Origin of the sequence: Chromohalobacter sp. HP20-39 (genome assembly GCF_033052815.1) — a bacterium.
Taxonomy (GTDB): Bacteria; Pseudomonadota; Gammaproteobacteria; order Pseudomonadales; family Halomonadaceae; genus Chromohalobacter.
The window spans coordinates 1-316 of the sequence record NZ_JAWHTP010000413.1; the positions used below are offsets into that span (position 1 = coordinate 1).

Annotated in this window: 1 pseudogene; it reads right to left on the minus strand. The window is 61.4% G+C overall.

The features are described 5' to 3' along the window. Positions 1 to 316, minus strand: a pseudogene (locus RVY79_RS18600) (mandelate racemase/muconate lactonizing enzyme family protein); the annotation flags it as partial.

Genomic DNA, 316 nt, shown 5'->3' on the forward strand with positions numbered 1-316 from the left:
AACAGCTCGCAGCGGTCGAGCACTTCCATCGAAAGTTGATGGCCGGAGTCAGCGGTGTATGGACCGGCCGGGTCGAACTTCACGGCGGTGAAGCCAAGCTTGACGTTTTCCAGTGCGCATTCCGCAGCCAGATCCGGATCGTCGTAGTCGTACTCGCCCTGCGCGTTCTTCGGGTACAGATAGGTGTACGAACGCAGACGCTCATTCACCTTGCCGCCCAGCAGTTCATACACCGGCTTGCCCGCAGCCTTGCCGATGATGTCCCAGCAGGCCATCTCCAGGCCGCTGACCACGCCCATCATCGTGAGGTCGGGGC